Below are 22,762 nucleotides of genomic sequence, written 5' to 3'. Positions count from 1 at the left end.
CCTTTCCTGTACGCCCGTTCTTTGTCCAGGCGGTTTCTGAAAGCCTGTATTCCCCATCGCCGATCCGCTCTGCAAAACAGAAAAAACGCAGACAGCCCTTTAAACGGCATGTCCAAGCAGCGTCAATCGGTTGTGAATACGGCTTTTTCCTTAAAATAGGTCAATGACCGCGCCCAAGCGCGAACGCCCGGCGGTTCAGCTCGAGGAACTTTGCCGGGACAGTCTTTTCGATCGTCTCCTGCCAGACCTCGTCCGGGAATTCCAGCATCGAGGAGAGCACCCCGATCAGCACAACATTGACCGCCTTGGCGCTGCCCGCCTGATGCGCAAGCGAAAGCGCGTCGAGCGCTGTCACATCGACCTGTTTTTCCCGGAGCTTCTCAAGAATCTCCTCCGGATACGCCATCGCGCCTGTAATGACCGGCATCGGAGAAATCTGCTGGTCGTTGACGATCAGCTTCCCACCCTGCTTGAGGTAGGGCAGCCAGCGCGCCGCTTCGAGTTTCTCAAACGCGACGATCACATCCGCTTCCCCCATCTCGATCACTGGGGAGTAGACCTTCTCACCGTACTTCACATAGGTAACAACCGAACCGCCCCGCTGTGCCATCCCATGCACTTCCGAAACTTTGACGTCGAATCCCTGCGCCATCAGCACATTTCCCATCAGCTTGGAGGCCAGAAGCGAACCCTGTCCGCCGACCCCAACGATCATAATGCTCTTTACCTGTCCCATCAGCCCTGCACCTCCTCGGAAGTTTTGATCGCGCCAAAGCTGCACATCCTCTGGCAGAGGTCGCAGCCGACACAGAGGGTATCGTCGATCACTGCATTGCCGCCCTCCATATGGATGGCCGGACAACCGATCTTCATACACATTTTGCAGGATTTGCAGCGCTCCGGATCGACTCGAAGCGGTGGATTGTGTTTGACCTGTTTGAGCAGGGCACACGGACGCCGGGTAATAATGACCGACGGTTCCTCCGCTGTCAGTTCTTCTTTCAGTATCGCTTCCAACGCAGCCAGCTCGTTCGGGTCGACTACCCGTACCCGTTTCACGCCTGCCGCCTCGCAGATTTTTTCGATGCTCACCTGCGGGGCCGGCTGGTTTTTCAGGGTCAGGCCAGTGGTCGGGTTCTGCTGATGGCCGGTCATGCCGGTGATCGAATTGTCAAGCACCAGGACGGTCGAATGGCCGCGGTTGTAGGTAATGTCAATCAACCCAGTGATCCCCGAATGGATAAATGTGCTGTCACCGATTACCGCCACCGATTTCTGCGCGGAATCCCCACCCCGCGCCTGGTTGAATCCGTGTAGGCCCGAAATCGAAGCGCCCATGCAGATGGTAGTATCAAGCGCACCGAGCGGCGGCAGGGCGCCGAGCGTATAGCAGCCAATGTCGCCGCTGACCATAACCTTGAGCTTGCTTAGAACATAAAAGAGGCCGCGGTGCGGGCATCCAGGGCAGAGCACCGGCGGACGCACCGGTACCTGCTCTCCAAACAAAACCGGCTCCGGGCATTCCTTCCCGAGTGCCTGCGCAACCTTGCGCTGGGAAAGTTCCCCTAGCAGGCCGAACAGGTTTTTCCCGCCATCCACACGGATGCCGTTGACCCTGCAATGGGTCTCGATAACCGGGTCAAGCTCCTCGACCACATAGAGCATTTCAACCTGCTTGGCAAACTCCCGGATCATCCTGACCGGCATCGGATGGACCATCCCGAGCTTGAGGACACTCGCCTGCGGGAACGCCTCTTTGACATACTGATAACAGATGCCGGCAGTCACAATGCCAATCTTCGGGTCTCCCATCTCGACCCGGTTCAGCCCGCTTGTCTCGGCAAATTCAGCGAGCTTCTGCATCCGTTCCTCGACAAATACATGCCGTCCGACCGCATTGGCCGGCATCATTACATATTTTTTAGGGTCCTTTGTGTACAGCCGGAGCGGCAGTTCGGTGCGTTCCCCTGTCTCGACAATGCTCTGCGAGTGCGCCACACGGGTACAGGTACGCAGAATGACTGGGGTGTCGAACTGCTCGGAAATCTCATAAGCTGCCTTTACAAAGTCGATGCACTCCTGTGAGTCGGCAGGCTCCACCATTGGTACCTTGGCGGAAGCCGCATAATGACGGGAGTCCTGTTCATTCTGGGAGGAATGCATCCCCTGATCATCAGCGACACAGATCACCATGCCCGCATTGACGCCGGTATAAGCTGCCGTAAACAGCGGGTCCGCCGCCACGTTCAGCCCGACATGCTTCATCGCGCAGAACGAGCGTGCACCGCCGATCGACGCACCAAGCGCAACCTCCATCGCAACCTTCTCATTCGGCGCCCACTCGGCGTAAACCTCCTCGTAGAGGCTGACCTGCTCGGTGATCTCGGTCGAAGGGGTTCCCGGATAGCTTGAAGCTACCCGGCATCCTGCTTCATAAAGCCCTCTGGCAACCGCCTGATTGCCCAACATCAACTGTTTCACTCGATCTCTCCTCATTCCTAAACATTGTAATCAAAATACGAAAAAGAATATTCCGATTCGTTTCCAGCCCGCGGCGAGACATATAGTTGTCATGTATGCAAAACATGCCTGCGGATTTTGCCCGCCGCTTAAAAACAAGTCCTGATTTTTAAGCATTCTGACTATGTCTCAGGTCCACCACACGTTTGGCCTTGCCCGCAAACCGCTCGATGCTCTTGGGTTCGACCAGCGAAACCTTCGCGTCGATCCCCAATACGGTGCGCAGTCTGTGACGGATCGCCGCGGTCAGGTTTTCCAGGTCCCGATAGCTGGCCAGCAGGCTCGCATCAACCAACTCGACCTTTACCTCAAGGGTATCTGTATACCCCTCGTGCCGGACGTACAACATATAATGCGGGCTGATCTGTTCAACCGGCATGAGCACACTCTCGATCTGAGATGGGAACACATTGACCCCCTTGATTTTGAGCATATCGTCGCTTCGGCCCATCACCTTGTCCATCCGCGCCATCGTACGCCCGCAGGCACACGGTTCTTTGTTCATCCGGGTCAGATCGCGGGTGCGGTACCGCAGCAGCGGCATTGCCTCTTTGGTCAGGGTGGTGACGATCAGCTCACCGGACTCCCCTTCCGCTTTTGCTTCAAGGGTATCCGGGTCAACGATTTCGGCAAGGAAATGATCCTCCGCGATATGCAGGCCGCATCGCAGCTCGCATTCCCCCGAGACACCCGGCCCAATCAGCTCAGACATCCCGTAGTTGTCGGTTGCAAACAGACCCAGCCGGTCCTCGATCTTGGCGCTCATTTCGGTCGTACAGCCCTCCGAGCCGAACAGCCCAATCCGCAGTTTCAGGTCCTCCCGCCTGTATCCCAGCTCATGCGCCAGTTCCCCTAGATAAAGTGCATAGGTGGGAGTGGCGATCAGAGTGGTGGTGCCAAAATCCTTCATCAGCATAATCTGCTTTTCGCTGTTGCCCGATGAGGAGGGAACCACAGCCGCCCCGACCCGTTCCAGCCCGTAGTGCAGGCCAAGCGCACCGGTAAAAAGCCCGTACCCGAAGCAGATCTGCGCCATGTCCTCCTCGGTCACCCCTGCTGCCGAGATGATACGTGCCATGATCTCCGACCACATATTGAGATCGTTGCGGGTATAGCCAACGACAGTCGGCTTTCCGGTCGTACCGGAGGATGCGTGGATGCGCACCACCTTGCTTCGTGGGACGGCAAACAGCCCGAACGGGTAGTTGTCCCGCAGGTCGTCCTTGGTCGTGGGGGGTATGTATTGGATATCGGACAGGGTTTTGATTTTATCCGGGTCCAGCCCGATCGAATCGAACCGGTCGTGGTAAAGCTTTACGTTGTCATAGCAGTATCGCACAATCCGTTTCAGCCGCTCGAGCTGGACAGCTTCGATCTCTTTGCGTGACATCGTTTCCGCTTCCCTGTTGAAAATCATTGTCGCTTCACTCCATTTCCTGCCGGACTTTTTCAAAAGCACTCTGCCAATTCCGCTTTAGCGCGTTTATCTATTAAACCCAGCCAATCTATCATACCGCAAACAGGGGCCAAAATCAACCCTTTGCCGGTCGAATTTTGCATAAATATCCACTGTCCCCAAATTGGTTCTATTTCGGTTTTATAGTTAGAAAGCTTTCTCCACAAAGAAAAAATCTGGAATCCTGTGCAGTCATTTCCCGGATTAGCGGCACTAAATGACCAAAGGATCATTTACCACCTGATTCGAAGGAGGCGTAACAAATGAAAAAACTAATTTCCCTGTTTTTGGCAATTTCCTGCATCCTCACCCTGCAGGTTTCTGCCTTTGCGGCCAAAAACATCGTTGGACAGATTGTAGATGCAGATGGCAACCTTGCCGCCGACCGGTATGACACCATCCGGCCAGGAAGCGACTATTACTATATCATCGGAAAATCGGATGACGGATACAACATCCTCACCAAAAAGAACACCGTCCGGTTCCGGCTGAAAAAGAAGACCAACGGAAAATACGTCAGCGACGCGGACCTGATTGAAAAGGTGTTTAACGGCGCGCGGTACACCTGTATCAAGTTCTCGATCAAGGATAACTTCACCGCAGACGAATATAAAATAGAGATGGAAGCCCAGTTCCGCGCCATGCAGGACCTTGTGGTCGTCAACTATGAGGAAGCACTGGCAGGCCGGGAATTCCCGCTGCTCCAGGTCGAGACCAGCCGTCTCTCAACCAGTTCTCTGCAAAACGCGAAAGCCGCCTATGAAAAAGCGGTCGAAGCCGAAAAAAAAGCGCGTGAAACCTACAATGCCAAAAAATCTGCCTACGATGCCACTTCTGAAACGGTCAAACAGGCGCAGGCCAAGTATGACGAAGCTGTGAAGAAAGAAGCGGAAGCAAAAAAAGCTTATGATGCTGCAAAAGCTGCCCATGAAAACAGCCAGCGCGGCCGCGGGTCATTGGCAGATGCAGAAGCCGCATATCAGCAGGCAGTCAAAGAGCAGGCTGCTGCCCAAGCCGCCTACAATCAGGCTGTCGCAAACTATAATCAAAAAGCAGAACAGGTCAAAACGCTGAAATCCGCTTATGATGCCGCAAAAGCTGCGTACGACAAACAGTATGCCGACTATCTGAAAGCCGCCTCCAGTGAGGATGCGATCCAGAACGCCAAGGATGAACTGGTAGCCGCGCAGAATGCCCTGTCCACCGCGCAGAGCGAGCTGACAAATGCCCAAAACAAACTGAATGCCGCAAACACTGCGCTCAAGATCGGAACCAGCTTTGATGCGGTGTTTGTCGCAGCAAATGGGGTCCAGGCCGCTGCACAGGCTGTCACAAATTCGATAGCTCCAACTGCTGTTACCGCTTCCCTGCTGCGGATGAACGATGAACCTTTTGATGATGCACCGCTCGAGACTGACCTGGACAATGCACTTGATGAGGAGAAACAGGAACCGTCCGATGAGCCGCAAGAACCGTCCGATGAGCTGCAAGAACCAGAAGAGCAGGACGATCCAGAGCCGCCAGAGGAAACCGAACCGCCGAAACAGCAGGAGCCAACCCCAGAACCTCCAAAGAATACCGCTCCTACTACCCCCGCTATCCCAACTCCCGACCCCGCAAAGGTGCAGGCTCTGAAGGATGCAATTGCGCTAGCAAACACTGCAATTCAGGCGTATAACACCCTGATCGACCCCAACAATGCAAATCCCAACTCCCATATTCCACTCTGTGTCACCAATGCAGATAATACCAATAACTGGAATTCTGTATACACCACGATTACCACACTCAAGGCCACCACTTATGCAGCCAATATCGCAGATCTGCAAGCGAATGTGACCGCCGCACAGGCAAACGTAAACACCATACAGACAGATGTCACAACCAAACAGGAGATCGTGAACCAGAAACAAACAGTGTTGAATCAGGTGCAGGCCAACCAGACACGTATCTCCCCGCCGAGCGACGAACCGATGAAAGCTGCACTGGCGAGTTATAACGCGGCCAACGCCGAGCTCCCCGCACTGGAAACCGCGAAGAACAATGCCCAGACCGCTTTAAATGCCGCAAACCAGAATGTCGCGGACAAAAAACAGGCCCGGGATCAGGCGCAGGCCGATGATCTGGAAAAACAGATGAAACAGGCAGAGCAAACCTGGAATAACGCAAAGGCAACCACTGCGCAGCTGCTGAAAGCGCTGAATGATGCGAAATCCAAACAGGATGCTGCAAAAAAAGAGCTGGACAATGCGGAAAAAGCATTGAATGCTGCGGTGAAAGACACCGAAGAAAAGCTGGAATTCTACAATGCCAACCAGAAGGCTGAAACCGATGTGAAGCCCAACTTCAAGAGCGGCGAAACGATGACCACCTATTTCACCTTCTGGATTCAGAATGAGAACATCGACGATGATGACGATGCAACTTTCAATGCCGGAGATAAGGGGATCGTGATAAAGCCGGTCAAGAACGCATGGAACACTGTCACATGGGAGAACAACGACGGCGCAATCGCGCGGGTCAAGTTCCTGGCGGACAGCGATTCGGATTTCTACTGCCCCGCCCTCTCGACCCGTTGGAACCGCAGTTATGACAAATACTTCGGCAGCGTTGACCTTGATGCATTCATGTTTGACTTTGTCGGAAACCCCAAGCTGCCCGCAACCTCCCGCGCTACCCTTGAGATCTATAACCCATTTGTGGATGAGGATGGCAGACTGACCGTCCCACTTACCGACCTTTATGTCTACGAACTTGTTGACGGGGAGCTGGTCGACCGGTCAAGCACCTTCACCGCCGGAAAAAATGAAGACGGCGATCAGGTAATCAGCCTGCGCACCCGCTCACTCGGCACCTATATCATCTCGGAAGGCCGCGCAAATCTCCCGAAAGAAGACCCGGTAAAACCATCCAAACCCAGCAAACCCGGGAATACAGATAAACCGACCACCCCTCCGAACTTCATCAAGGTCAATCCCAGCACCGGTGCCTGGTAATCTACAGATTTAAAATGGTTGGACGTTTCCCCCGTCTGTTTTTTCACAGACGGGGGTTCCCTTTTGTCTGGATTCCTGTTATAATCGAAATGCTTCAGAAGAATATTTTGGAGTCCGCAGCCTTTTGGCCGCAGGAAGCCGCCAGAAGCAGTGCTATATGGCTGCATATCTATGCATTTTTATACCAGAATGCAGATGACATCAGTGAATTTTGACGCCAATTTCGGAGCAATGTAACAAAAGGATACTGTTGAAAGGATGATGTAACATGAAAAAAATACTCCTGGTTCTGCTGTCTGCAGCGCTTCTTTGCGGCGCCCTTCCCGGCTGTTCGGGTGGGAAGGCCGCCCCCTCTTCTTCTGCGCCATCCGAGTCTGCACCCGCGTCAAGTGAGCCTGCCGCGAGCGAGAACGCGCCGGCGGCTTCTTCTGAACCGCCCGTCTCCCCTGCGGAAAAAACATCCATCCGAATCGGTGCGCTCAAAGGCCCGACCGCAATGGGCATGGTTAAGCTGATGGAGGATGCCGAAGCAGGTGATACCGCGAACGAATACAGCTTTACGATCTTGGCTGCGATTGATGAGGTCACCCCAAAAATCGTGCAGGGTGCATACGACATCGCTGCTGTCCCCGCCAACCTTGCGTCTGTGCTTTATAATAGTACAGACGGCGCAGTACAGGTGCTGGCAGTCAACACGCTCGGCGTACTCTATATCGTTGAGACGGGGGATTCGGTGCAGTCGGTCGCTGACCTGAAAGGGAAAACCATCTACGCAAGCGGCAAAGGCGCAACCCCGGAATACGCGCTCGACTATCTCCTTTCCGCAAATGGCATTGACCCTGAAAAGGATGTGACGATCGAGTATAAATCAGAGCACTCCGAATGTGTTGCCGCGATCGCCCAGACTGAAAATGGAATCGCCCTGCTGCCCCAGCCATTTGCTACCACCGCACAGGCCAAAAATGAGAATATCCGCATCGCGCTCGACCTGACTGAAGAATGGGAAAAAGTGCAGGAGGATGCAGAGGAAAAAAGCGCGCTGATTACCGGCGTGGTTGTCATCCGCAAGGAGTTCGCCGACCAGAACCCGGAGGCGGTTGCTGCATTCCTTGACGAGTATAAATCCTCAACCGATTATGTCAATGCAAATGTTGAAGAAGCCGCTGCGCTGATTGAAAAACAGGACATCGTGCCTGCCGCGGTCGCAAAAAAAGCCCTGCCTTACTGCAACATCACCTGCATTGAGGGGGCTGAGATGCAGTCGATGCTTGGCGGTTATCTCGGTGTGTTGATGGAACAGAACCCCAAAGCGGTGGGAGGCGCCCTCCCGGATGATGCGTTCTACTACAGCCGGTAAACGCCCGATCCGCCTTTGGGCGGTGGCTCTCTGGCTGATGGTCTGGCAGGCCGCAAGCTGGGCTGTGGGGCAGGAAATCCTGCTCGCCTCCCCTTTTGCGGTTTTGATCCGGCTGGGAGAACTCATGCAGGAAGCGTCGTTCTGGCGTGCGATCCTGTTCTCCTTCGTCCGGATTGTCTCCGGGTTCCTGCTTGCGCTGTCAGCCGGCTGTCTGCTCGCCGCTGCCGCCTCCTTCTGCGGCCCGATACGTGACCTGCTCGAACCGCTCCTGCTGACGGTTAAGTCGGTGCCAGTCGCCTCGTTTGTCATCCTCTGCCTAATCTGGATCCCTTCCCGCAACCTGTCGGTCTTTATCTCATTTCTGATGGTACTGCCGATCGTCTATACCAACCTGCTCGAAGGAATCAGAAGTACCGATCCACAGTTGCTCGAGATGGCAGAACTGTTCGGCGTGCCGCCGCTGCGCCGTGTACGGTACATCTATCTTTCTCAGGTACTTCCCTATCTGCGTTCTGCTGTTACCGTTTCGCTGGGGCTTTGCTGGAAAGCGGGCGCTGCTGCCGAGGTGATCGGGATTCCCAAAGGCTCGATCGGTGAACACCTCTATCAGGCCAAAATCTACCTTGATACCCCCGACCTGTTCGCATGGACGGTTGTAATCCTTCTGGTAAGCCTCCTGTTCGAGCGATTGTTCCTGTTCGGGCTTCACCTCCTTCTCCAGACCATCGAAAGGATGTGACCTGATGATAGAGATTAACCAGCTTTCCAAAACATATGGGGAAAAACAGGTGCTTTGCCGGTTCTCCGCTTCCTTTCCGGAGGGAGAAACCATCTGCATCATGGGCAAGTCCGGATGTGGGAAAACCACTCTTCTCCGCCTGATGATGGGTCTGGAGCCTCCTGACAACGGTTCTATTTGCGGCGTTCAGGGAAAACGGATCAGCGCAGTATTTCAGGAAGACCGTCTCTGCGAAAACCTCAGCGCAGTGTCTAACATCCGCCTGGTCTGTGCCAACCGGTTCTCCCGCCCCCAAATCGAACAGTCTTTTGCGGAAGTGGGGCTAGAAGGGTGTCTGGAGCAGCCTGTCAGGGAATTGAGCGGTGGGATGAAGCGCCGGGTTGCAATCGTACGCGCGCTGCTCGCAGATTTTGATCTGCTCTTTCTCGACGAACCATTCAAAGGTCTGGACCCGGAAACCGAACGGCTAACCGCCGCGTACCTGCTGCGGAAAACCGCTGGCAAGACGGTTTTTCTGGTCAGCCACAACCCCAGAGGGACCGAACGGATGCAGGGGCGTCTCTTCCGGATGCCGGACCCACCTATCCTATCTGAAAAATAAGGAGAGAAAATCTATGCGTTATACTGGCCGTGTTTTTCGCCCTCCCAGTGAAGCCTATAGCCTGATCGTACAGGCAACCATCGGATGCTCTCACAATAAGTGTGCGTTCTGCAACATGTATAAGGAAAAACAGTTCCGCGTCCGTCCCCTTGAGGAGGTGCTTGAGGATTTCGATATCGCGCGGGCATCCTATCCCCAGATCGGGCGTGTCTTTCTCGCGGACGGCGATGCGCTGATCCTGCCACAGGAACATCTGCTGAAAATCCTCAAAAAAATCCGTGAGGAGATCCCGGAGTGCGAGCGGGTCGGCATCTACAGTTCTCCCCGGAGCATCAAGAGCAAGACTCCGGAACAGCTCGCTGAACTGCATCAGGCCGGGCTTGGGATCGCCTATCTGGGGCTGGAATCAGGCAATGAGGAAATTTTGGCCCTGATGAACAAGGGAGAAACCGCTGCCGAGATTGTAGAAGCAGGCCGCAAGATAAAGGATGCCGGTCTCGCCCTCTCGGTGACAGTCATCAATGGCCTGGGGGGCGCGGAGCGCTGGGAACAGCATGCAGTCGATACCGCACATGCACTCTCGGCGATGAAACCAGATTATATCGGTCTGCTGACTCTGCGGGTCTACTCGGGCACCCCGCTTCAGGAATGGGTGCAAAACGGCGAGCTGACCCTGATGGACCCACCCGCCCTTGCGCGCGAAACCCGTCTGCTGCTCGAGCATATCGACAGTGAGGGCAGCGTGTTCCGCTCCAATCATGCATCCAACTATCTGCCGCTGGCAGGGACGCTGAATGCTGACCGCGTTTCGATGATTGCCCAGCTCGACAAGGCGCTCGCCGGAAAACGCCGGTTCCGTTCGGCGGTCGAGCTTGGATTCTGAGCGTTTTCTTCCCATATAGAGCAGCCGGAACCATTTTATGGTTCCGGCTGACTTTCTTTAAAAAGTTTTCTGCATCCATCTGTTCAGTGCTTGCAGCTGTTCTGGGGTATGGAAATAGTGTTCGGCCTCCGGCACTGTCTCTAACTGGCAGGAAAACTGCCTGACAAACTTGGAGATGGTATCCGCTTCGCACAGCTCATCCCGACTGCCATACAAAATATGGGTGGGTATCCCCCATTCACAGACCGGGTGTGTCTGCACATAAACATAGTAATCCCAATACAAAGTCTGCCCGATCGGTGTAGCAACTGTCTGCTGTTCCTGGAGCTGTTGTTCGGTTACGTGGAACCACCCCATCATATTTTGGATGATCCGCTGCATATCCACAACCGGCGAGAGAAACCATGCCCCATCCAGAGCCGCCCCGGCGTATGCCAGAAGGCTGAAATACGCCCCCATACTGTTGGCAAACAGGCGGATCTGCTTCCAATTTTTCTCTGCATACTGCAGAATTTCCCTCAATTCTTCCACGCAGTTCTGTACCTTGCAGAGGGTGGATTCCTGCTTACGGTCCCCATGTTCGGGTAGGTCGAAGCTCACAACCTGATACCCACGTGCACAGGCGTTTTCTGCCAGCAGTTCGATCGGCCGGTCCATCTTATGGGATTGATTTCCATGCACTGCAATAAATCCTTTTTCCGACGGGTTCCCCCATAAAACAGACGGAATCCCGTTGATCTGTAACGCTTTCTTTTCCATAAAAGCCTTCCTCCATTTTAAAATATACAGGAAACAGCCGCAACAGACATCCTCTGCTGCGGCTGTAAATTTTTACTTGAGCTGTCCCTTCAGGAAGTTCATATAGTTGATAAAGTGTGCGAATACGATTCCCGGCTCTTGGAGATCAGGGTTCCAACGTTTCACCCACTCAAGCGAGATAAACCCTGTGTAACCGTTGTCGTCGAGCAGTTTGAGCGCATCGAACACCGGTACATCCCCGTATCCCATCATCCGGTAAACAATCTTCTTGTCCTGGACCACCGAGTCTTTGACATGCATATACTTCACCCACGGGCCGATCAGCGCATAGGTTTCTGCCGGGGCCTCATGGAAATAGCGGTAGGGATGGTGCAGGTCCCAGAGAACCCCGCCCGATTCGGGGTCTACCCCGCGCATAAACGATTTCATCGCCCGGCTATCCGCCAGCATTCCCGCTGTTTCGATCAAAACGCAGACATTCTTCCCCTTCGCATAATTGCAAAGCTGGTCATAGAGCGCTTTGGCCTGGAGTAAATCCTCTTCATCGGTAGGGGCGGGGTTGGTGGTCACCACCACACGCACAAACGGCGTGCCGATCCGGGAGGCGCAGTCAATATAGGCTTTTGCCTCCTCCAGATAGCTGTCAACCTCCCCAATCAGCCCGAGACACGCCCCGGAAGTCAGCATCGGAATGGTCATCCCTGCTTTCTCCAGACGTTCTCTGGTGCGTCCGATATGCGCTTCATCCAGTGCTTTGATCTTCGGTGCGAACATCTCGTTGCCCACACCGCGGATTTCGATTCCATCCAGCCCCATATCCTTGGCTGTCGCAAAAATTTCATTCCACGACCATCCGGGGCATCCCAGTGTTGAAAATGCAATTTTCATCGAATTCCACCTCTTCTGCCGGCAATCCGGCGGTTTCCATTTTGGTTTTTCTGCTCTGCTTCGGTTCAGTCCACCCGGTCGACAATCTTGATGCCGCCCTTTCCGCGGGAAACTGTCCCTTTGCTGCTTGAAGAACTGCGGTCGTCCTCTTCCCGGTCATCCTCGTCATCGTCATCATCGTTCTTATCCGATGATTCCCTGATATAAAGCATCACAGTATCCCGGTTCTTGTCCAACATGGTCCCAGGCTCCCGGTCGGCGCGGACAATCACATCCGGCTCATAAGTACTGTTCTGTACCGGGATCAGATTGTATTTGATTCCCAGCCCATCCAGAAGTCCGGTCGCTTCCTCGATCTCCTTGCCCACAACTTCCGGCATCTCAATCCGCTCCGCTCCCTGGGAAACAAACAAAGTCAGCTTTCCGCCTTCCTCCAGCTCTGTTCCTTCCAGCGGCTGCTGGTCAAAGATCACGCCTTCCTCATACTTATCATTGTATTTTTCTACATAATCAATCTCATACCGGCGGCTCAGTTCCTTGTTGTTCTTCACCGAGCTGGCGACCTTGCCCACCAGCGGGGGAACCTTGCCTTCCTCCAGCAGGTCGTCATCTGAGAAGCTCTCTCCTGACGAGACTTCGGAACTGCTTGACTGCTTCGGCCGAGAGGACGGGTTGAGCAGGTCGTTCAGGTAATTGCTCGCAATCCAATAGAATCCTCCTGCGAGTGCACCGGTCGCGAGCAGCAGGGTCAAAAACCACGAAAGGAACGGATGGGACCGTTTCTGCTTACGCTTGCGGCGTTTTCCCATATTTTGTGCAGGGCGCTGCTGCCGGCGCGGTTCCAGCTCCTGTCTGGCATGGGGCATCGACTGCAAAACCGAAGCGGCAGGGTCCGGACGCGGCGCCTCCCGGACTGCCATCAGGTCGATGCCCTCTTCGTAGTCCAGTTCCTGCGCCGGTGAAAGGCGCTCTTCCCGGCGGCGGTTGGCCGCCGCCTGTAAAATCTCAGCGCGGTGGCGTTCCTCCTCAACCCGCTGTGCGTCAGGTGCTGAACGCTTGGAGGGGGCAGTATAGACAGCGGTGTTGGACCCCTCGTTTGCAAGAAGGTCAGCGATAAATGCTTCCGCTGTCTGGGTACGGTCCTCCAGCTCAACCGCCAGCGCTCGATTGATCGCCCGTACAGCGCTCTCGGGCATATCCGGGCACTGCCCCTCCTCGAGCAGGTCGTCCCCATAGACACGATCCTGCGCAGAAGGCGGGTTCTGCCCAGTGACTGCCCAGTATGCCAAGGCACCGAGCGCATAAACATCGGTCCATGTCCCCTGCCAGCTGTTCAGCGAGTACTGCTCCGGCGCAGCATAACCGGTGAACAGCTGCGCGGAAATCTCACTTTTATTGGTGCGGGCGGCGGCAATCGAAAAGCAGCTCAACCAAAGTGCCCCCGACTGGTCAAGGTGGATGGTGCGCGGGGACAGACCGCGATGGATCAATCCCGCCCGATGCGCACTGGTAACCGTGTGGAACAAAGGCATCAGCAGCTTTTTGGTGTGGCGCCAGCTCAAATGCCCGCCACTGCGCTGCAAAAACGATTCGAGCGAGATGGTTTTGATATAACGGTAAACCGCATAAACGGTATTGTTGGCAGGGACAACCCCGGTAACCGGAAGGATCTTCTCGGTTGGAGGAAGCGCGGCAATCGCGCGGCAGAGATCCTCAAAATCTGCCATCAACGCTTTGTACTGCGCCTCCGAACTCGGAAGCGGCTGTACCTCGCCGTCAGTCTGACGCCGGGTGATGTTCGAGGGGACATACTCCCGGATCCAAACCCGAAGTTCCTCGTCACAATCGTATCCAACATACCAAGCGCCCTCCGGGTCGCTGGCGACCAGCCTGCCTACCACATAACGTCCTGCAAGGGTGGTACAGGGCTGCAAGTACCGCGGGTCTCCCGGCGTATTCTGATCGTATCCACAGACGCTGCAAACGCCGCCGTCAAAGTTCGGAGACATACAGCCCATACATAGCCTATACTCATTGGCTGCCATCTATGTAAAACACTCCTAATTCAAAGGTTTATGCGGTCTCAATCGCCGCATCGCTCTCCAGGTGGAGCTTTTCAACCGCCATCTCCCGCAGCTTATACTTTTGAATCTTGCCGCTGGCGGTCATCGGGAAACTCTCCATGAAGAGCACATATTTCGGCACCTTATGCCGCGCCATATTTTCACGCACTGCGTCCTGAATATCCTTGCCGGTCAGCCCATCCTCCCATGCGCGCGGGATAACACAGGCACAGACCTCTTCCCCATACTGCTGGCTTGGGACGCCGATCACCTGCACATCACGCACAAACGGATGGGTATACAGGAATTCCTCGATCTCCTTCGGGTAGATGTTTTCTCCGCCACGGATAATCATATCCTTAATCCGGCCGGTAATCTTGTAATAACCGTTTTCATCAACCATCGCGAGATCACCGCTGTGCAGCCAGCCATCCTCATCGATCGCCTGGCGGGTAGCCTCTTCCATCTTATAATAGCCCTTCATGATATTGTAACCACGCGCACAGAATTCGCCCGGTGTATTGGGCGGGAGGGTTTCGCCCGTTTCAGGATCGACGATCTTGGTTTCGACAAACGGCATCGCCTTGCCCACCGTCGTGACCCGCAGTTCCAGACTGTCGTCCGTGGTAGTCATCGTGGTTGCAGGGGATGCCTCGGTCTGTCCATAGGTGATCGTGATTTCCTTCATCCCCATCTTGTCAACCACCAGCTGCATCACCTTGATCGGGCAGGGGGAACCCGCCATGATCCCGGTACGCAGGCGCGGGAATTTGTAATCATGGAAGGTCGGGTGTTCCAGCATCGCGATAAACATGGTGGGGACCCCATGTACAGCGGTACAGTTCTCATTTTGGATCGCCTTCATCACCTCGGTGGGGCGGTAGGTCTCAACCGGCACCATTGCAGTTGCATGGGTCAGGCTCGCCATAACCGCCAGCACCAACCCAAAGCAGTGAAAAAACGGCACACAGATACAGAGCTTATCCTCGTGGGTGAACTTCATGCAGTCCCCGATGCACTTCCCGTTGTTCACGATGTTGTAATGGGTCAGCATGACCCCCTTCGGGAAGCCGGTGGTTCCCGAGGTATACTGCATATTGGTCACATCATGGGGGTCCACCTGGCTGAACACCTCACGGAACTGTTCCTCCGAAACCGATTTTCCCTGCTCCGCAATGGTATTCCAGCCAACCATGCCGGCAGGCGTTTCCTCCTTGCCTGCATAGATCACATATTTCAGAAACGGCAGCATCGGATTGCTGCACTCCCCCGGTCTGGTGTCCCGGAGCTTCGGGCAGAGTTCATTGATGATTTCAACATAATTGGCATCCTTCAGCCCATCAATCAGTACCAGCGCTTTGGAGTCGGACTGCCGCAGCAGATATTCCAGCTCGAACACCTTATAGTTGGTGTTTACCGTCACCAGTACTGCCCCGATCTTTGCCGAAGCAAACAGAGCCAGCAGCCATTCGGGCACATTCGTCGCCCAAATTGCGATATGATCTCCATGTCCAAGCCCCATCGCAAGGAATCCCTTAGCGATCCGGTTGACCTCATCATCAAACTCTTTCCATGTCATATCGAACGGGCGGTCAATATATTTGATCGCCTGATCGTCCGGATACTGGCGGGCTACCTGTTCCAGCAGCCCGCCAACCGTGATAGATACTAATTCACTCACCGTATTTTCCTCCCTATCGTCATCGGGATTTCGGCCTCCCCAGCCTGCTCGCCGCAAAACGTCCGCATGGCACGGAAGCACTCTGCCAAGCATTCATAATCATTACGGGCCATAAAGCCCGCAGATATGACCAAAACACTTAAAAACAGGCATTGTCTGCCTTTAAGCGGCCGGAAATCCCACGAGCACGCTTTGCATGCTCGATATGACTACGTAAACTGAAGCACAAGGCTGCTTTACGGCAGTTCTCTGCAGCGATACCGCCACAGGCTTAAAAAGAATCGGCAGGACTCTTTTCAAGTGCTTCGATTATAAACCGCAAAGCGGTTTGTTCGTTAGACCTTATTATAGACGCTGACAGCTCGTTTGTAAAGAAATTTGTCGGATTTTTATAAGCGAAGTATTGGGAAAGCCGTTTTATTCCCTTGCTTTCAAGTTCATGATTGGTGTGAGCCATATTTTTCTTCTGCAACAAGCGGTATCTGCCTTTTTGCAGACTACTGGGAAAAAACCTTCGCCTTTACCCTTACAGACGCCTGTTTCTTATAGAAAGCCCATACTCTGTTTCGATCAAGACCCTTCCCCCGCGATCCCCAGCTTTTCCCGTTATTCGGATCTCTTATTTCTGAGATGATTTCCATCGTTTTCCAAGCAGAAACATCGCAGCCATTCCCGCTGCTGCCGCCCCAGTCGAAACCGCCGGAAGTTCCTTTTTCCGGTCTGTATCCACCTGTGATCCCATCGTACGGACGATAACCTGCGGACTGGAGGATATTGGTTGTGTAGATTCTCCATCCTGTGGTTCGGTTTGATCCTGCTCCTGCGCAGATATTGGAGGCTGAACCTGCGGCTGCTGCATCATAATCACAGGGGCAGGCGGCAAATTGTTGTCCGTCGACCCCCACATAATCAACGGCGATTCATCCTCTGGTTCCTCTGTATTACGGCTCCTGCGGCGGTGAGGACGCGGTCTGCGCTCAGGGTCCGGTCCGAGGATTGGTTCCTCCGCGCTCTGCTGCGGTTCCGAACTGGAAGGATTGGGCTGCTCCGATGGACCGGAGGAGATATCTCCTGGTTCCGAAGAGGACGGCGAATCCGGAATAGATGGACCTTCCGAAGAGGAGGGTGGATTCTCTGGTACAGACGGTTCCGAGGAAGAGGGTGGTTCCTCTGGGATGGATGGCTCCGAAGAAGGCGGTTTCTCTGGGTCGGACGGTTCCGAGGAAGAGGGCGGTTCCTCCGGCGTAGAAGTCTCCGAAGAAGAGGATGGTCCTTCGGAGGAAACGGGCGGGGGCTCCGAAGAAGCCGCATCATCCTTGGATGAGGACGACTCCGACCCGGACGGCTCCTCCTCTGAAGAGGATGGCGGAGCCGGCATCTCCGGCCCAACCTCTAGAGACTGCCCATAAAATGCGACTTCCGAAAGCAGGAACAGATTCTGCTCCACAGGTGCATCCGGCATATCAAACCCCGGGACCGCCCGATGTTTCTGGAGCTGAATCCTGACATAGGACGCACCCGCTGGAATCTCTGCGGTATAGGTCTCGTGGTAGTAGAATCCGTTGGCCTGTTTCCGATAAGAGGTCAGCCGCACCTGTGATAGATCAAAAAAATTATTGCCATCTGGTGAATATGCGATGTTTACCCCATAAAATGGATTGGGAAGATGCAATCCCTCTTGATCTGTTTCCGAAAAATACAGGCCGATCGGAGCTGCCCGCAGAAGATATGCTTTTCCGCCGTCCACCAGAAATATCCGATCCTGCACAGCATCATAATGGCAGCGTATTGCATCCGAGAGTGCGCCTCGCTCCGACTCCCCCAGAATATAGGCTCCATATTTTCCTCCATAAGAGGTTGGCATCGCAAACGAACCATTTTTGACGTAGACGCTCACCTGGACTGTCTCACTTCCCCGCACCTGATAAATCGCCGATGCCTGTTGCGCCTGCTCCCGCATGGGCAGCACCGTCTGATCCGGACAGGCGGACCAGCCCGAGAAGTCAGAAAAGTTTGAAATCTGCGCTCCAAAACCGCTGTAGGTTTTGACCGCATCGCCTGACACAGAATCACATGTATCAATATAAGGGCTGGAAGATGCGTATACTTCAAATCCACAAAGGACGCAGGCCAATAGGAAGCAAATCCCCAGAACCCATCGTTTCATCTGTAATCCCTCCGCTGTCTTTCTCAGTCCATTATAGCAAAATTCGACCTGAATTTCAATTTTTCGACATTTTGAATTTTCTCAAGAAACAGCGGATTGGATATATTTTCCTGTATGGCCTCCGGCTGACTGCACATACTATCTTCGGCAGGGTTCTGCCAACCGTTTGAAAACGCGCATCCTGCGCGGGCAGCCAACCCTGTAAGGATGGGAAACCATCCCGTCCTTTACATAATAAGAAAACCCCACCAGCAAACTGGTGGGGGCCATCCTTCCAAAGATGAGACGGTTTTTCAGACCTCTCACGTACGGGTTAAGAGGTCCGCGACATAAAGCCCATTTGCAGCCGCCTGAGAGAGGGAACGCGTAAAACCTGCACCATCCCCAACAGCATAAATACCCTTGCAGCCATCAATTTCAAATTCGGTCGCTTTCGGGCGCGCAGAGTAATATTTACATTCGATGCCATAAAGCAGCGTATCATAGTTGGCTGTTCCCGGAGCGATCTGATCGAGTGCATGCAGAGCTTCCACAATGTTGTCAAGCTGCCGTTTCGGAATACAAAGGCTCAAATCACCTGGAACGGCACTCAAAGTTGGACGGACACTCCCCTGCCGCAGCCGCTTTTCATCGGTCCGCCGCCCGTTTTCGAGATCCCCCAGCCGCTGTACCAGCACGCTGCCGCCGCTGATGAGGTTGGCAAGAGACGCAACATGACGCGCATATTCGATCGGCTCGCGGAATGGCTGGGTAAAATTGGTGGTTGAGAGGAGCGCAAAGTTGGAATTCTGGGTTTTCCGGGACTCATCCCGATAGCTGTGCCCATTGACGGTAAGTACCCCATTGGTGTTTTCGGTAACAACCAGTCCGCGGTCGTTGAAACAGAACATACGGATGATGTCACCGTACTGTTTGGAACGGTACCGGATTTTCGGTTCATAGATTTTTTTGGCGAAGTCCTCCCAGACCATTGCAGGAAGCTCGACCCGCACGCCAACATCTACCTGATTATTGGAAAGCGGTATCTGGTTCCGTTCGCACCAGTCGGAGAAGAACAGGCTGCCGGCCCGTCCAACCGCAAAAATAATCCTGTCGGCAGTACAGGTCTGCTCCCCATCCTGATTGGAAAACTCGATTGTGTGGGAGTTCTTGTCTACATTGGTGACACAGGTGCCGGTCAGCAGGGACACCTTATCCCGCAGAGAATTGACCAGATGCACCATTGTATCAAAGTTGGAGTCGGTCCCCAGGTGCTTGAGCTGCGCCTGGCTCATGTGAAGGTCAAACTCCAGGCAGCGTTTTTTCAGTTCATTATTGGGCATGAACCGTTCGGTGGTCGCCCCAAAGCTGACCAGGATGCTGTCCGCCTGCTCAATATAGTCGATCACCGTTGCATCCGGCAGAAATTCGGTCAGCCAGCCGCCATATTCAGTGCTGATGACATATTTTCCATCCGAAAATGCACCCGCACCTGCAAGGCCCTCCATAATGGCGCAGGATTTGCATTTGATGCAGGTGGACACCTTCTTTGCGACAATCGGGCAGACACGGCGCTCTAGTGGATGCCCCTTCTCAAACAGGACGACCGAAAGGGCGGGGTTGCGCTCGGTGAGGCGGTAGGCGGCCATCAAACCGCTGATCCCACCACCAATGATGGCTACATCATACTGTTTAGACATGGGATTCGGAGTCTCCTTTCCGGTGTATCTTAAATCTCGGCCGGTTGAGCCGGAGTTTTTTCCTTTTTTTGCGAAGTGCTCGGCTGTAGAGCCGGAAGGGATGGTTCTTGCGGGTACGCTCCCGCAGGGCATTGCGATAGACCTTGATGACATAATTGGCGAGGTCAAGCGCACCGCTTTTCTCGACCGAACGGCGTGCAGATGCGCGCAGGCTGGAAAGCTGCTCCTCTGTCATTCCACGCAGCAGGCGGATCTTCTCAGCCATCTCCTGTGCAGAGCTGAATATAAACCCGTTTACGCCATCCCGCACCTGCCCTTCATTGAGCGGGTCGGTGATCTGTAGCACCGGGAGGCCGGTTGCCATCCCTTCGAGCATTGAGATCGAGTTGGTGTCCGAGGTGGACGCTGTGATATAGAAATCACAGGCTGCAAAGTATGGGGGAATCTCATCATGCAGAATTTTTCCCGCAAAGGTAACCATATCGGAAATTCCGAGATCCCTGCTGAGTGCCTCCAGTTCCTCCTTACACGGCCCGTCCCCAACGATCAAAAGCCGAATCTGCTCCTCTGGCTGGATGGTTTCCTTCCAGTGGTGCAGCAGAAGATCAACACTTTTTTCGCGCCCCAGCCGCCCCACAAAGATGCCGATCATCATCTGTTCGGTATATCCGAACCGCTCCCGGAATGCCTCTTTTTTAACCGGGTCGATCTTTTCGGGATTAAATGCCTCAAGATCAACCGGATTGGGGATCACGTTCACCGTTTTATAGACCCCCTCTTTGCGGAAATACTCCTCACATTTTTTCGAGGGACCGGTCAGAGCCTGTGCAGATTTTGCAAACAGCTTTGTATACTTGTGTGAGAGCCTGGTCGCCATTGGTGCAAGGGGTTGCGGCGCAACATAATAGATGTATTCGTCATACATCGTATGCAGGGTATAAACCAGTGCGATCCGCAGCACGCGTGCAATCATGATCCCGGAAAGCCCGATTCCAAATTCATTGTGGACATGGATCACATCCGGCTGAAACCGGCTGACCATCTTGAGACGGGTGGTTGAGAGCGGCATGGCAACCCCATAACCGTAAAAGCGTTCGGAGGTGTGGGCCGGGCAATGAAGCACCCCGTCCGCGATATAATGCCGATGGGCGTCGGCATCCGCCGTTACGACCAGCACCTCATGCCCAAGCTGCTCAAGGCCGTCCTTTAAAGATTTTACATGGGTGACAACCCCATTGATATGGGGAAGATAGGTTTCGGTAAACAATGCAATTTTCATACGTTCTACTCCCGAACAGGTAAAGTCAATCAATATATAGTATAACACACTCCCGCAGCAATTCCAAGTAGGAGCCGGAAACTCGCATAAATTTGTTGCCATTTTCAGAAAAAAGGTGTAAACTGTCTTTAAAAGTCTGCGCAAAAGAACGCAGCGCCGAAAGAAGCAATCCGTTTCCCAAGAATAACAGGCGGATATTGATATATCGCCAAAACATGTAAGGAAGTGTGAACAATGTCCATCGACATGAAACGAAATCTGACCATGCTTACCGATTTTTATGAAATTACCATGTCAAACGGTTATTTCCAACACGGATTTCAGGATCGGGAGGCCGTATTCGATATGTTCTTCCGCCGGATTCCGGATGATGGCGGCTTTGCGATTTTCGCAGGGCTGGAGCAGCTGATTGAATACCTGCAAAATCTCAGCTTCACGTCAGATGATATTGACTATCTTCGGTCGAAAGGTCAGTTCAGCGAAGCGTTTCTTGACTATCTGAAGCATTTTTCGTTCCAGTGCGACATCTGGTCGATGCGGGAGGGTACGCCGATCTTCCCATATGAGCCGGTTGTGATCGTGCGCGGCCCGATCATTCAGGCACAGCTCGTCGAAACGATGGTCCTGCTCACCATCAACCATCAATCCCTGGTGGCTACCAAAGCGAACCGCATTGCGCGCGCAGCGGCCGGTCGGCCGGTCTCCGAATTTGGCTCACGCCGGGCGCAGAGCTACGATGCAGCGATTCTTGGCGCGCGCGCAACCTACATTGGCGGATGCTCCTCGACCGCCTGCGTCATTGCCGACCGTGAGTATGGAATCCCAGCAGTCGGCACGATGGCACATAGCTGGGTTCAGGTGTTCGACAGCGAATATGAAGCCTTTAAAAATTATGCCGAGCTCTACCCGGACAACAGCGTTTTTCTGGTCGATACCTATAATGTACTGAAATCCGGCGTCCCCAATACCATCCGGGTAGCCAACGAGGTGCTCAAGCCGCTGGGATTTCGGCCCAAAGCGATCCGGATCGACAGCGGAGACATTGCCTATCTGTCGAAAAAGGCCCGGAAAATGCTAGATGATGCAGGGTATCCAGACTGCAAGATCATGGCATCCAACTCGCTCGACGAATATCTGATCCGTGACCTTCTGGTTCAGGGTGCGCAGCTTGACCTGTTTGGCGTAGGCGAAAACCTGATTACCAGCAAATCCGATCCTGTGTTTGGGGGGGTCTATAAGCTGGTTGCGGTCGAGCAGAACGGGACCCTCGTTCCAAAGATCAAGGTGAGCGAGAGCATCGAGAAGATCACCACCCCTTGTTTCAAAAATCTCTACCGGTTCTATAACCGGGATACCGGGCGCGCAATCGCCGACTATGTCACCATGCACGATGAAACCGTGGACGATACCCGCCCGGTTACCATCTTTGACCCGGTTGCAACCTGGAAGAAAAAGACGATCAGCAATTTCCGAGCCGAGTGCCTGTTGGTGCAGGTGTTCGAGCGCGGTAAATGTATCTATCATTCGCCCACGCTGGAACAGATTAAGCAGTATTGCGCCGCTCAGATGGAGACTCTTTGGGATGAGGTCAAACGGTTCGAGCACCCGCACCGCTACTATGTGGACCTTTCCGACAAGCTATGGAAAGAACGAAACGACCTGCTGGAAAAAATCAGCGCTGACTGATTTAAAAA

At 54.0% G+C, this 22,762-nt stretch carries 16 protein-coding genes; 6 read left to right on the top strand and 10 right to left on the bottom strand.

Translation table 11 applies throughout. The annotated features are described in order from the left end of the window. Positions 1–160: 160 nt before the first annotated feature. The 3 genes from C814_RS09675 to C814_RS09665 form a co-directional block, all read right to left on the bottom strand. On the bottom strand, positions 161–736 hold the full coding sequence (locus tag C814_RS09675) for an indolepyruvate oxidoreductase subunit beta (protein WP_016315500.1): 576 nt from the start codon (positions 734–736) through the stop codon (positions 161–163). Further along, complete coding sequence (gene iorA / locus C814_RS09670; protein WP_016315499.1) at positions 736–2,481, bottom strand: indolepyruvate ferredoxin oxidoreductase subunit alpha; 1,746 nt, start codon at positions 2,479–2,481, stop codon at positions 736–738. The genes C814_RS09675 and iorA overlap by 1 nt, the downstream gene beginning before the upstream one ends. 148 nt (positions 2,482–2,629) lie before the next feature. Then, a complete protein-coding gene (locus C814_RS09665) occupies positions 2,630–3,937 on the bottom strand; it encodes a phenylacetate--CoA ligase family protein (protein WP_016315498.1) in 1,308 nt (435 codons plus the stop codon). 302 nt (positions 3,938–4,239) lie between these two features. Here C814_RS09665 and C814_RS09660 point away from each other — a divergent pair, with 302 nt between their 5' ends. The 5 genes from C814_RS09660 (at position 4,240) to C814_RS09640 (ending at position 10,552) form a co-directional block, all read left to right on the top strand. Continuing rightward, positions 4,240–6,972 carry a hypothetical protein gene (locus C814_RS09660; RefSeq protein WP_016315497.1) on the top strand — a complete coding sequence of 911 codons (2,733 nt, stop codon included), beginning with the start codon at positions 4,240–4,242 and terminating at the stop codon, positions 6,970–6,972. Positions 6,973–7,240: 268 nt separating this feature from the next. Next, positions 7,241–8,329 carry an ABC transporter substrate-binding protein gene (locus tag C814_RS09655; protein ID WP_016315496.1) on the top strand — a complete coding sequence of 363 codons (1,089 nt, stop codon included), beginning with the start codon at positions 7,241–7,243 and terminating at the stop codon, positions 8,327–8,329. Beyond that, entirely contained in the window at positions 8,307–9,068 is a 762-nt protein-coding gene (locus tag C814_RS09650) for an ABC transporter permease (protein WP_031219511.1), read from the top strand. Before C814_RS09655 ends, C814_RS09650 begins: the two co-directional genes overlap by 23 nt. Before the next feature lie 4 nt (positions 9,069–9,072). After that, a complete protein-coding gene (locus tag C814_RS09645; RefSeq protein ID WP_016315494.1) occupies positions 9,073–9,669 on the top strand; it encodes an ATP-binding cassette domain-containing protein in 597 nt (198 codons plus the stop codon). 13 nt (positions 9,670–9,682) lie between these two features. Then, a complete protein-coding gene (locus C814_RS09640; protein ID WP_016315493.1) occupies positions 9,683–10,552 on the top strand; it encodes a radical SAM protein in 870 nt (289 codons plus the stop codon). A gap of 57 nt (positions 10,553–10,609) precedes the next feature. On the opposite strand, the gene C814_RS09635 is transcribed toward C814_RS09640, so the two are convergent. The 7 genes from C814_RS09635 to C814_RS09605 form a co-directional block, all read right to left on the bottom strand. Next, complete coding sequence (locus C814_RS09635; RefSeq protein ID WP_016315492.1) at positions 10,610–11,311, bottom strand: alpha/beta hydrolase; 702 nt, start codon at positions 11,309–11,311, stop codon at positions 10,610–10,612. A 72-nt stretch (positions 11,312–11,383) separates the two neighbouring features. Continuing rightward, positions 11,384–12,199 carry a sugar phosphate isomerase/epimerase family protein gene (locus C814_RS09630; protein WP_016315491.1) on the bottom strand — a complete coding sequence of 272 codons (816 nt, stop codon included), beginning with the start codon at positions 12,197–12,199 and terminating at the stop codon, positions 11,384–11,386. Between the two features lie 65 nt (positions 12,200–12,264). Next, the gene (locus tag C814_RS09625) at positions 12,265–14,244 is read right to left on the bottom strand and encodes a PASTA domain-containing protein (RefSeq protein ID WP_016315490.1); all 1,980 of its coding nucleotides are present in this window, start codon (positions 14,242–14,244) and stop codon (positions 12,265–12,267) included. 28 nt (positions 14,245–14,272) lie between these two features. Further along, complete coding sequence (locus C814_RS09620; protein WP_016315489.1) at positions 14,273–15,943, bottom strand: AMP-binding protein; 1,671 nt, start codon at positions 15,941–15,943, stop codon at positions 14,273–14,275. A gap of 619 nt (positions 15,944–16,562) precedes the next feature. After that, positions 16,563–18,110 carry a hypothetical protein gene (locus C814_RS09615; RefSeq protein ID WP_016315488.1) on the bottom strand — a complete coding sequence of 516 codons (1,548 nt, stop codon included), beginning with the start codon at positions 18,108–18,110 and terminating at the stop codon, positions 16,563–16,565. A gap of 302 nt (positions 18,111–18,412) precedes the next feature. Beyond that, entirely contained in the window at positions 18,413–19,789 is a 1,377-nt protein-coding gene (locus C814_RS09610) for an NAD(P)/FAD-dependent oxidoreductase (protein ID WP_016315487.1), read from the bottom strand. Next, a complete protein-coding gene (locus C814_RS09605) occupies positions 19,782–21,068 on the bottom strand; it encodes a glycosyltransferase (protein ID WP_016315486.1) in 1,287 nt (428 codons plus the stop codon). Before C814_RS09605 ends, C814_RS09610 begins: the two co-directional genes overlap by 8 nt. Positions 21,069–21,302: 234 nt before the next feature. Here C814_RS09605 and C814_RS09600 point away from each other — a divergent pair, with 234 nt between their 5' ends. Then, positions 21,303–22,754, top strand: coding sequence for a nicotinate phosphoribosyltransferase (locus C814_RS09600; RefSeq protein ID WP_016315485.1), 1,452 nt, complete (start codon positions 21,303–21,305; stop codon positions 22,752–22,754). Positions 22,755–22,762 lie beyond the last annotated feature (8 nt).

It is taken from the genome of Anaerotruncus sp. G3(2012) (genome assembly GCF_000403395.2).
Lineage (GTDB): Bacteria > Bacillota > Clostridia > Oscillospirales > Ruminococcaceae > Anaerotruncus.
The sequence above is the reverse complement of the archived record's forward strand: the minus strand, read 5'-3'. Positions and strand labels throughout refer to the sequence as shown.

Coding starts and splice junctions, on each gene's coding strand:
- C814_RS09630 (WP_016315491.1), bottom strand. CDS start 12,199: ATGAAAATTGCATTTTCAACACTGGGATGCCCCGGATGGTCGTGGAAT.
- C814_RS09610 (WP_016315487.1), bottom strand. CDS start 19,789: ATGTCTAAACAGTATGATGTAGCCATCATTGGTGGTGGGATCAGCGGT.
- C814_RS09625 (WP_016315490.1), bottom strand. CDS start 14,244: ATGGCAGCCAATGAGTATAGGCTATGTATGGGCTGTATGTCTCCGAAC.
- C814_RS09605 (WP_016315486.1), bottom strand. CDS start 21,068: ATGAAAATTGCATTGTTTACCGAAACCTATCTTCCCCATATCAATGGG.
- C814_RS09600 (WP_016315485.1), top strand. CDS start 21,303: ATGTCCATCGACATGAAACGAAATCTGACCATGCTTACCGATTTTTAT.
- C814_RS09645 (WP_016315494.1), top strand. CDS start 9,073: ATGATAGAGATTAACCAGCTTTCCAAAACATATGGGGAAAAACAGGTG.
- C814_RS09655 (WP_016315496.1), top strand. CDS start 7,241: ATGAAAAAAATACTCCTGGTTCTGCTGTCTGCAGCGCTTCTTTGCGGC.
- C814_RS09650 (WP_031219511.1), top strand. CDS start 8,307: ATGCGTTCTACTACAGCCGGTAAACGCCCGATCCGCCTTTGGGCGGTG.
- C814_RS09675 (WP_016315500.1), bottom strand. CDS start 736: ATGGGACAGGTAAAGAGCATTATGATCGTTGGGGTCGGCGGACAGGGT.
- C814_RS09660 (WP_016315497.1), top strand. CDS start 4,240: ATGAAAAAACTAATTTCCCTGTTTTTGGCAATTTCCTGCATCCTCACC.
- C814_RS09640 (WP_016315493.1), top strand. CDS start 9,683: ATGCGTTATACTGGCCGTGTTTTTCGCCCTCCCAGTGAAGCCTATAGC.
- C814_RS09665 (WP_016315498.1), bottom strand. CDS start 3,937: ATGATTTTCAACAGGGAAGCGGAAACGATGTCACGCAAAGAGATCGAA.
- C814_RS09615 (WP_016315488.1), bottom strand. CDS start 18,110: ATGAAACGATGGGTTCTGGGGATTTGCTTCCTATTGGCCTGCGTCCTT.
- C814_RS09635 (WP_016315492.1), bottom strand. CDS start 11,311: ATGGAAAAGAAAGCGTTACAGATCAACGGGATTCCGTCTGTTTTATGG.